General features: G+C 67.0%; 9 protein-coding genes and 1 pseudogene. 3 read left to right on the plus strand and 7 right to left on the minus strand.

From position 1 onward, the window contains the following. Window positions 1–382: pseudogene (locus AB0J42_RS36835) on the plus strand (hypothetical protein); the annotation flags it as partial. A gap of 414 nt (window positions 383–796) precedes the next feature. Then, the gene (locus tag AB0J42_RS36840) at window positions 797–1,279 is read left to right on the plus strand and encodes a hypothetical protein (RefSeq protein WP_364303066.1); all 483 of its coding nucleotides are present in this window, start codon (window positions 797–799) and stop codon (window positions 1,277–1,279) included. Window positions 1,280–1,300: 21 nt separating this feature from the next. Here AB0J42_RS36840 and AB0J42_RS36845 read toward each other — a convergent pair whose 3' ends face one another. The 7 genes from AB0J42_RS36845 to AB0J42_RS36875 all read right to left on the minus strand — a co-directional run bounded on the left by AB0J42_RS36845 (window position 1,301) and on the right by AB0J42_RS36875 (window position 8,110). Further along, window positions 1,301–2,227 carry an IS5 family transposase gene (locus tag AB0J42_RS36845; RefSeq protein WP_364303082.1) on the minus strand — a complete coding sequence of 309 codons (927 nt, stop codon included), beginning with the start codon at window positions 2,225–2,227 and terminating at the stop codon, window positions 1,301–1,303. Beyond that, a protein-coding gene (locus AB0J42_RS36850; protein WP_364303068.1) for an IS3 family transposase occupies window positions 2,113–3,356 on the minus strand; the annotation gives its coding sequence in 2 pieces (ribosomal slippage) (window positions 2,113–3,074 and window positions 3,074–3,356; 1,245 coding nt in all). The genes AB0J42_RS36845 and AB0J42_RS36850 overlap by 115 nt, the downstream gene beginning before the upstream one ends. 12 nt (window positions 3,357–3,368) lie before the next feature. Further along, window positions 3,369–3,737 carry a helix-turn-helix domain-containing protein gene (locus tag AB0J42_RS36855; protein ID WP_364303070.1) on the minus strand — a complete coding sequence of 123 codons (369 nt, stop codon included), beginning with the start codon at window positions 3,735–3,737 and terminating at the stop codon, window positions 3,369–3,371. A 199-nt stretch (window positions 3,738–3,936) separates the two neighbouring features. Beyond that, on the minus strand, window positions 3,937–4,917 hold the full coding sequence (locus tag AB0J42_RS36860) for an NADPH:quinone oxidoreductase family protein (protein WP_364303072.1): 981 nt from the start codon (window positions 4,915–4,917) through the stop codon (window positions 3,937–3,939). A 120-nt stretch (window positions 4,918–5,037) separates the two neighbouring features. Then, complete coding sequence (locus AB0J42_RS36865) at window positions 5,038–5,793, minus strand: glucose 1-dehydrogenase (protein WP_364303074.1); 756 nt, start codon at window positions 5,791–5,793, stop codon at window positions 5,038–5,040. Next, window positions 5,790–6,824: a phosphotransferase family protein gene (locus tag AB0J42_RS36870; protein ID WP_364303076.1), complete on the minus strand. Its 1,035-nt coding sequence runs from the start codon at window positions 6,822–6,824 to the stop codon at window positions 5,790–5,792. The genes AB0J42_RS36865 and AB0J42_RS36870 overlap by 4 nt, the downstream gene beginning before the upstream one ends. Then, on the minus strand, window positions 6,824–8,110 hold the full coding sequence (locus tag AB0J42_RS36875) for an acyl-CoA dehydrogenase family protein (protein ID WP_364303078.1): 1,287 nt from the start codon (window positions 8,108–8,110) through the stop codon (window positions 6,824–6,826). Before AB0J42_RS36875 ends, AB0J42_RS36870 begins: the two co-directional genes overlap by 1 nt. Window positions 8,111–8,217: 107 nt before the next feature. Here AB0J42_RS36875 and AB0J42_RS36880 point away from each other — a divergent pair, with 107 nt between their 5' ends. Continuing rightward, a complete protein-coding gene (locus AB0J42_RS36880) occupies window positions 8,218–8,865 on the plus strand; it encodes a helix-turn-helix domain-containing protein (protein ID WP_364303080.1) in 648 nt (215 codons plus the stop codon). Window positions 8,866–9,271 lie beyond the last annotated feature (406 nt).

Here is a 9,271-nt window from a genome sequence, read left to right on the forward strand (position 1 = left end):
TCCAGCCACCGGCCGCCAGATCGGCACCCCCCTCGCAGACCACACCGGCCCGGTGTACTCGGTGGCGTTCAACCCGGACGGCACCCGCCTGGCCACTGCCAGCGCAGATGGGACGGTGCGGATCTGGAATCCAGCCACCGGCCGCCAGATCGGCACCCCCCTCGCAGACCACACCGGCCCGGTGTACTCGGTGGCGTTCAACCCGGACGGCACCCGCCTGGCCAGCGCCGGCGAAGACCGGACGGTGCGAATCTGGGACGTCGGCTTGCCGACTGATCTTCTTTCAGAGGTCTGTAGCATCGCGGTTCGTCCGTTCACGCCTCAGGAATGGCAGCAGTACATCCCCAAGGAGAGGTACCGGCCGAGTTGTCTCACTTCCTGAAAGAAACACCCTGGGCTCAGCCATTTGCGCAGCATCTCAGCTCACCCAGTATTTCCATTATTTGTCGCACAACTTGGCCGGGCCACTCCCGCCCAGGGGTAGCGCCTCGCTCCGGCTGGGCCGACTCGGTAGTGTTAGGCAGCCGAATTCGTGAGCGGCCCGCATCGCGACGGCCGAAGGAGCTTATTCACGCCGAAGGACGCAGAACCATCCTGAGAGTGTTCGTCGTTACGAGCCGTCGACTGCCGATCCGCGATCGACCGACAGGCCTCGCCAGGAGGGGACTAAGTGCCTGTCCTTGAACCGAATTTGAGATCTTGATTCGGTGTCGTTCCTGGTCAGGGTGTTCCGTAGAGGACGCGGGGTGCGGGATTGTCGGGTGGTCGACAGCCCCGATGCCCCAGGAGGTACCCCTTGCCCTCGATCGATTACCTGCTGGATCGGCATGAGGTCGAGGTCCGCGCCCGGGTCCAGGGCCTGCGTGAGGAGGCCGAGAGGATCAACGCGGCGCTGGTTGAGGCTGAGCGGGATCTGGACCACGTGGAGATCACCCGCGCCACGCTCGCGGCCGTGGTCGGCCGACAGCCCGCCCCGGCCCACGCCGAAACACCCGAACCGGTGGCTGAGCCCGCGGCGACGGTACCGGCCACGGTGCCGACCTGGCAGGAAGGGCAAAGCGTGGCCGACCTGCCCGCGCATTACCGGCCGTTGTGGCGCGCGATCAGCCGATACGATCGGCCGGTCCGGGCTGGGCAGCTCCGTGATGACCTTGGTTTGGAGCCGGTCGCGGCCAAGACCGAGGGGGTGCGAGCCAAGCTCAAGAAGTTGGCGGCCCGCGGCTGGATCGAACGCGGGGATCGCGGCGCGTTCTGGGTGCCGGCCGACCGCCGCTGCTAGAGGCGTGGCCGCCCGTGCCGGTTATCGGCCGGAGCGGGCCAGCCGGCGCGCCATCGGCAAGATCATCGCCAGCCGTACCATGGCCTCGTGGCTGGAGGTCAGCCGTTCATAGTCGCGCACGCAGCGGCGCCTGCGCACTAGCCAGGACAACGTGCGCTCGACGACCCAGCGGCGGGGTAGCACCACGAACCCGGTGGCATCGTCGCTGCGTTTGACGATCTGGACGGCGATGCGGAGTTTCTCCTTGGCCCAGCCGGCCAACTGCCCGGCATAGCCGCCGTCGGCCCAGGCCAGACGGATCCGCAGGCAGGTCCGGGCCAGGCGAGACAGCAGCGGACGAGCACCGTCGCGGTCCTGGGTGCCGGCGGCGGTGACGTAGACGACCAACAGCAGCCCAAGGGTGTCCACGGCGATATGCCGTTTGCGGCCGTTGACCTTCTTTCCGGCGTCGTAGCCACGGCTTTCGGCGCCGACGGTCTCGGCCGCCCGTAACGACTGAGAGTCGATAATCACCGCGGTCGGCTCCGGGGCGCGTCCCTCGGCCTGCCGGCATCGTCGGCGGAGCCGATCGTGCAGGACATCGATGACGCCGCGCTCGCGCCAGCGGGTGAAGCACCGGTGGACGGCCTTCCAGTGCGGGAAGTCCACCGGCAGCGCCCGCCATTTGGTGCCGTTGTCGACCAGGTAGAGCATCGCGTCGAGCATCTCGCGGTGGCAGTAGGCCTCGGGTTGGCCCCCGCGGCCTTGGAACCAGGCCGGTATCGGGATGGAGGAGGCGATCGCCTTCCATTGGGCGTCTGTCAGGTTGAAGCGCTCCGGGTTGGGTGGAGGCTCTACGGGCTGACTCCAGCCACCGGTTGGGGCTGGTGTTGAGCGTAGTAGCTGGTCTCGTGTTCGGCGGGCGGGATATGCCCGATCGCCGTGTGCAGGCGCTGGTGATTGAACCAGTCGACCCATTCGGCGGTGGCCATCTCGACATCGGCCAGGCCCTTCCACGGCTTACGGGGTTTGATCAGCTCTGTCTTGTACAGGCCGATGTGCGATTCCATCAGCGCGTTGTCGAGCGCGTCGCCGACGGTGCCGATGGAGGCGTCGATGCCCGCCTGCAGCAGGTGAGCGGTGAAGGCGAACGAGGTGTACTGGCTGCCGGCGTCGCTGTGATGAACCAGCCCCGGCCCAGCCGGGCGGCCGGCCCGGTCGCGCCGCCACAGCCCCATGTCCAAGGCGTCCAAGACGAGCTTGGCGCGCTTGGCGGTGGCGGCCGACCAGCCGACGATCGCCCGGGAGTACACATCGACGACGAACGCGACATACACGACCCCGGACCAGGTCATCACATGCGTGAAGTCCGCGACCCAGCGCTGGTCCGGGCGCATGGCGGTGAAGTCCCGCTGCAGCAGGTCGGCGGCGCGTTCATGGCCATCGTCGCGCACGGTGGTGCGGATCGTTTTGCCGCGGCGAGCGCCGTAAAGGCCGAGTTCACGCATCAACCGGGCGACGGTGCAGCGCGCCACCTCGATTCCTTCACGGTGCAGTTGCCGCCAGACCTTACGGATGCCGTAGACGCCGTAGTTGTCGGCGTGCACCCGGCTGATGTGCTCCTTGAGCTGCTCATCTCGCAGGGCACGGGTGCTGGGCCGCCTGCTCTTGGCGGCGTAGTAGGTGCTGGTTGCGATCTTCAATCCGTGTGCGGACAACACCCGGCAGATCGGCTCGACCCCGAACACCTTCTTGAACGCGTCGATGAACGCTACGAGCGCTTGTGTGGCCGGTCGAGCTCGGCCGCGAAGAAAGCCGAGGCCGCCTTCAAGATCTCATTTGCACGCCGCAGTTCGGCGACCTCCGCACGCAGCCGCTTGATCTCCTCAGCCTCCGCCGTGGTCGTTCCCGGCCGCTGGCCAGCGTCGATCTCGGCCCGGCGGACCCAGGTGCGCACGGTCTCAGCCGCGCCGACGCCCAGCTTCGCCGCAACTGCCTTCATCGCGGCCCACTCGGTCGGGTAGTTCGGGCGAATCTCGGCGACCATGCGCACCGCACGCTCGCGAAGCTCGGCCGGGTAGGGGGAAGGACGTGCCATGACTCGATCCTCTCAGGGAATCGAGCCTCCATCAGAGCCGGAGCGGTTCACCACGATCTGCTCCGGAAACCACTGGTTGTCGAGCAGTTCGATCACCAGATGGCGCAGCACCGGGTTGTCTTGCAGGGCGGACGGTTTTGGGCGACGTGCCTGCTCTTGAGCGCGTTGCTCGGCGGCGACCGCACGGTACTTCGCCCGGCCGCCCTTGCGGGCGACCTCCCGGCTCACCGTGGACGCCGACCGGCCGATCGACACGGCGATCGAACGTAGTGAAACTCCAGCTTCAAGGCCGCGAGAGATCGATTCCCGCTCCTCGGCACTCAAACGGTCGGCCCGGCGCCACCGCTCGGCCGGCGCGATGCCGCCATGGTGCTTCAGCACGGTGAAGACCGACCCCGGGGGCTCAACTTTACATCGTAGATCAGATCCTCATGATGCGAGGTCGTGGTTCAAGTCCCACCCGCCCTACACGCTGACCTGCGGCTTTCGTCCCCGCCCCCCTCGGCCACGAGGCCGGGCAGACGCGGCGATACCGCCGTAGGTCAGGCGGCAGACGAGCTCGTAGGAGAAACCGATTGAGTCATCCGTCGTTCATGACGATGACCAGTTTGCCGATCACCTTCCTCTCGCTCACCGCGCGCAGCGCGTCGGCGACCTTCTCCAGTGGGTAGCGTCTGCCGATGTACGGCCGGAGCCGGCCCGAGCGGAAATGCTCGGCCAGTTCCGCCTCGTCGCGCCGGGCGTCCTGCGGACGGTGTTCGGCGAAAGTGCGGATTTCCATCCCGCACAAGAGAACCCCCTTGAGGAGCACGAGGTTGAGCGGGATGGCGGGGATCTGGGAACTTGCGAAACCGAGGCAGACGAAACGCCCGCCCCACGCGGTGGCACGGAGCGCCGGTTCGCTGTAGGGACCACCGACCGGGTCGATCACCACGTCGGCGCCGCCTCCGGTGAGCTGTTTGATCCGCTCCTTGAGATCCTCGTGGCTGTAGTCGATCGTCTCGTGAGCGCCCCGCGCCCGGCACACAGCCGCCTTCTTCGGGCTCGAGACCGCAGCGATCACGCGAGCGCCCAGCGCGACGGCGACGTCCACGGCGGCCAGCCCCACCCCACCGGCCGCACCTAGGACCACGACCTGGGCGCCGGGGCGTACCTCGGCCACGCTGCGCAGCGCGTGGTACGCGGTCAAGTAGGTGACCCGGAACGCCGCTGCTTCGGCGAGGCTGGCCTCCGCGGGTACCGGCCAGAGACCTGCGGCGGGTACGGCGATCCGCTCGGCGAACGCGCCGACGGCCACGCTGCCCGCGACCCGATCACCGGTGGTCACGCCGGTCACGCCGGGCCCGACGGCGCGGACCGTCCCTGCGAATTCCGAGCCCGGGATCAGCGGCAATGGCCATCTCACCTGATAGCCACCGCTCATGATCAGCAGATCCGGATAGTTCACCGCCGCTGCGGCGATGTCGACCAGGACTTCGCCAGGGCCCACAACCGGGTCGTCGACCTCTTCCACGCGCAGGGTGTCGATGGGCCCGTAGGCGGTGATGCGGGCCGCTCTCATAGCAGGCTCACGACTTCCATACTCTTCTCCTACTCCGGGGGTCGGCGGGAGCGTACGCGCCCCCGCGCCCGAGCCGGCCGACTGCATCCCGCGGTACGACCGGCCTGGGCGCATGAGCTGTCACAGGCTGCGGTAGGCTCCGCCGTCGGCGAGAATCTGCGCGCCGTTGATATAGCTTGAGGCGTCGGAGGCGAGAAACACGCATAGCGCGACGAGGTCCTCAGGGCGCCCGATGCGCCCCATCGGGTTCGTCTCGCCGGCCCGCTCCTTCATCTCGGGCGCCCATGCCTTGGTGATGTCGGTGTCGAACGCGCCGGGAAGCACGACGTTCGCCCGCACTTTCGGTGCCCACGCTCCGGCCAGGCCGAGCGTCATGGCGTTGAGCCCTGCCTTGGCCATCGCATAGGGCAGGTCTCCCACGTCCGGGCGCAGTGAGCCGGCGGTTGAGACGTTGATGATGGAGCCGCCGTCGCCGGAGTGCATACGTGAGCCGAACAGCGTGGCCAGCCGGAACGGGCCCTTGGCGTTGACCGCGTGCGTCTTGTCATAGAGCGCCTCGGTGACCGACACGAGGTCGGTGTAGAGCGGGGACATCCCGGCGTTGTTCACGAGCACGTGGCAGGTTCCGAAAGCGTCGTAGACGGCGTCGACGAGCCGGTCGCAGTCGTCCCAGCGGCTGACGTTGGCCTCCAGTGGCAGCGTTCGGCGCCCGGTGGCCCGGTGGATCTCGTCAGCGGCCCTCTTGCAGTTGTCGAGTTTGCGGCTCGCGACGACGACGTCGGCACCCGCGGCCGCGAGGCCCTCGGCGATGGCTCGCCCGATGCCCCTGCTGCCGCCGGTGACGACCGCGACCTTGCCTGACAGATCCAGCCTCATCGGGAGCTCCTGTAGTCACTCGACGCCGCGAGGTCGGCGGCGCCGGCCATCAACTCGAGAACCAGCGGGCCGAAGGACTGCAGTTTCGGGTCGTCCCCGGCGCGCTGGTATCCCTGCTCCAGGACGATCGCGAGCTTCCACTTCGCGAGCACCTGGTAGTAGTCCATGTCATCCACTTGTCGTCCGGACCGTTCGGCGTAGTACTCGATGAGGGCGGTCCGGCCCGGCATTCCGGTGAGATCGACGTAGCCCTCCGCCCCGGAAACTGCCGTGTCCTCAGGCCAGGAGTGCATCAGCCACCCGAGATCGAGCTTCGGATCCCCGACGGTGCCCATCTCCCAGTCGATGATCGCGGCGAGTCGCGCGGGGGCGCCGTACTGGAACATCACGTTCGCGAACTGGTAGTCGCCGTGCATGATGCCGGGTACGAAGTCCAGGGGACGACGCTCAGCGAGCCATCGGGTCGCCTCCTCATAGCCCGGTAGGTCGCGAGCGCGAATACGCTCGTAGAAGCTCGTCCAGCGCGGCACCTGACGGTCGTGGAACCCGTCTGGCCGGCCCAGATCGCCGAGTCCGCGTGCCCGCCAGTCGACGGCACCGAGCAGGGCCACGCCCTCGACGAGCTGCTCGGCCAGGCCTCTGCGGACGGACAAGTTCGCGTCGAACGGAGCGGGCCACCCCTCCCCGCCCATCGGTGACCAGCCGTCTACGAAGCCCATGAGGTAGAACGGCCGTCCGAGAACGGCCGGGTCGGAGCATACGGCGATCGCCGTCGTATGCGGCACGTCAGTGCCGTCGAGGGCGTGGATGATCCGCCACTCGCGCAGAATGCCGTCGTCGCGAGAGGCAGGAGCGGTCAGTGGCGGCTTGCGCAGCGCGGCGTGCAGATCGCCGCGCCGAATTTCGAAGATCTCGTTCTGGCTGCCCCCGGAGACGAAGCTCCACTCCAGCGGTGCGCCTCGACCGGGCAGGCCGGCGGCATCCATCCAGGCTTCGAGGGCTGTCGTATCGAGCACGGCGGTTGTGGTCATCACGCGGCTCCTTCACTGAGGAACTCCGCCTCAGCCTGGGCGCGAAGCGTGGGAATGTGTTCACTCGGCCAGGGACCCGGGGAGGGAGAGTAGCCGCGAAGCAGCTGCCTGGCGACGGTGCTCTGATGCACCTCGGTAGGGCCGTCGGCGAGGGCGAGCACCATTCCGCCCGACAAGAAGCGGGTCAGCGGCAGGTCATAGGTCGTGCCGAGGGCTCCGTGCACCTGGATCGCGCGACGGGCGACTGATTCCAGCACACGAGGGGTCTGAACCTTGATTGCTGCGATGTCCTTACGTACTCGGTTGTAGTCCTTGTACCGGTCGATCTGCCAGGCGGTGTACATAACGAACAGCCGGAACTGCTGAATCTCCAGGTAGGAGTCAGCGATCATCGCCTGCACAGCTTGCTTGGCCCCCAGCAGCTCGCCCTTGGTGGTGCGGGACAGGGCTCGCTCGCACATCATGTCCAGGCATCGCTGCGCACCGCCGACTGCGCGCATGGCGTGGTGGACGCGTCCGCCGCCGAGCCTGGTCTGCGCGACGCCGAACGCGTCGCCTTCCGCGCCGAGCAGGGCTGACGACGGAACGCGCACGTCGCGGTAGTGGATGAGCGCTTCGGAGCCATCGTCCGGCAGCTCGCCGAGATGTGCGAGGTTGCGCTCGATATCGATCCCTGGGGTGTCGGCCGGCACGAGGAACATCGACATGCGCTTGTTCACGGGTGCGTCCGGGTTGGTGACCGCCATGACGATGAGGAAGCTCGCCCATCGCGCGTTGGACGAGAAGAACTTGGTGCCGTTGATGACCCACTCGTCTCCGTCGCGCTCCGCACGGGTCACGAACACGCCGGGATCGGCGCCGCCCTGGGGCTCCGTCATCGAGAAGCACGACACGATGTCGCCCTCCAGCAGTGGCTCGAGGTAACGCTCTCGCTGTTCCGGTGTGCCGTAGTGGGCGATGATCTCCGCGTTGCCGGTGTCCGGCGCCTGCGTGCCGAAGATGCGCGGACCCCAGATCGACTTGCCGAGGATCTCGTTCAGCAGTGCCAGCTTCAGCTGGCCGTATCCCTGCCCGCCGAGTTCGGGGCCGAGGTGGCAGGCCCACAGACCCTTGTCACGTACGGCTTGCTTCATCGGGGCGATCACACAGCGCTGCTCCTCGGTGAGCGGCCGGTAGATGTCGTGCGGCCACAGCGCATCCAGCTTGTACACCTTGTCGGTCACGAACGCGTCGGCCCAGTCCAGCAGCTCCTGGAACTCTGGTTCGACCGTGAAATCCCAGCTCATACCACTCCTATCGACGAGCCTTGATTCGCAGAATACTCATACTCAATATGCAGAATCAATATTCTGCACTGCTAGGATGGCGGTTACGTCCACTTGGGAGGCTCCGGATGCCGGTACCTGAAGCCGCTGGTGAGAACCCTGAGCCGACCGTTCTCGCCGCGGTAGAGCGCGCACTGTCCAAGCGGCGCGGCGATGCCCAGCGAGAGGTGGAGGCCATCCTCGATGCCACCCTGCGGGTCGCTGAGCGCGCGGCGCCCCATATGCCCCGCGTGGCGGACATCGTGGCCGAAGCGGGTACGTCCAATCAGGCCTTCTATCGCTACTTCAGCAGCAAGGACGAGCTGCTGCGCGCGGTGCTGGCACGCGGCACTGAACGGTTGCACAGCTATCTCGCGCACCAGGTCGCTAAGGCGACGCGACCCGCGGACCAGATCGAGGCGTGGATTCGTGGCATACTCGCCCAGGTCATCGATCGCAACGCAGCGCGCCAAAGCCGGGCCATCGTCGGCAACCTCGAGGAGGGGGCGGCGGTCGCAGCCGGTCAGGATAGCCTGAACCGCCTGCGTGGCCTCCTGCGTGAGGCTGTGCAGGCCGCGGGGAGCGCACAGGTGGACCTGGATACCAATGCCGTCTTCGATCTGACCTTCGCCGTGCTGCGACGGCACAGCCAGGCAGGCACGGCGCCGTCGCAAGCGGAGTGCGCGCACCTCGTGCGGTTCTGCCTGACGGCGGTGGGCATCGCGTCAGAACAGTGAATCTTGTTCGATGCAGAGGTGAACCTGCAGATGACCCCTCGCGCGAGGGTCTTCCGGCAGGGGAGGACGATCAGAGGCGCTGAAATGACCTGCTCCGGTGAACCCGCGTTCCGCGTAATTCGGGGTTCCTAGAGGCCAATGCAGCCTGAACGTGCTGGTCAACGACTGGGAGCGGGGCCGGCAAGCAGAAATCGCCTAGAGACGCGATTTTGACAGTTCAGCTGCACTGACCTGAAACGTACGTCTACGGTCTAGAGCTGTGTACGTGAAAACGACGAAGCGGGAGAACAAATCCGGCCCCGTCCGGTACCGGGTCTGTCCAGTAAACGGTGTAACTCGATCTTGAATGGTTCTATCGGATGGTCGGGGTCAGGCGGCCTTCGAAAGTGATGGCGAAGGCGTTCAG

The organism is Nonomuraea sp. NPDC049649 (assembly GCF_040675175.1).
Classification (GTDB): domain Bacteria; phylum Actinomycetota; class Actinomycetes; order Streptosporangiales; family Streptosporangiaceae; genus Nonomuraea.

Coding starts and splice junctions, on each gene's coding strand:
- AB0J42_RS36865 (WP_364303074.1), bottom strand. CDS start 5,793: ATGAGGCTGGATCTGTCAGGCAAGGTCGCGGTCGTCACCGGCGGCAGC.
- AB0J42_RS36860 (WP_364303072.1), bottom strand. CDS start 4,917: ATGAGAGCGGCCCGCATCACCGCCTACGGGCCCATCGACACCCTGCGC.
- AB0J42_RS36880 (WP_364303080.1), top strand. CDS start 8,218: ATGCCGGTACCTGAAGCCGCTGGTGAGAACCCTGAGCCGACCGTTCTC.
- AB0J42_RS36875 (WP_364303078.1), bottom strand. CDS start 8,110: ATGAGCTGGGATTTCACGGTCGAACCAGAGTTCCAGGAGCTGCTGGAC.
- AB0J42_RS36870 (WP_364303076.1), bottom strand. CDS start 6,824: ATGACCACAACCGCCGTGCTCGATACGACAGCCCTCGAAGCCTGGATG.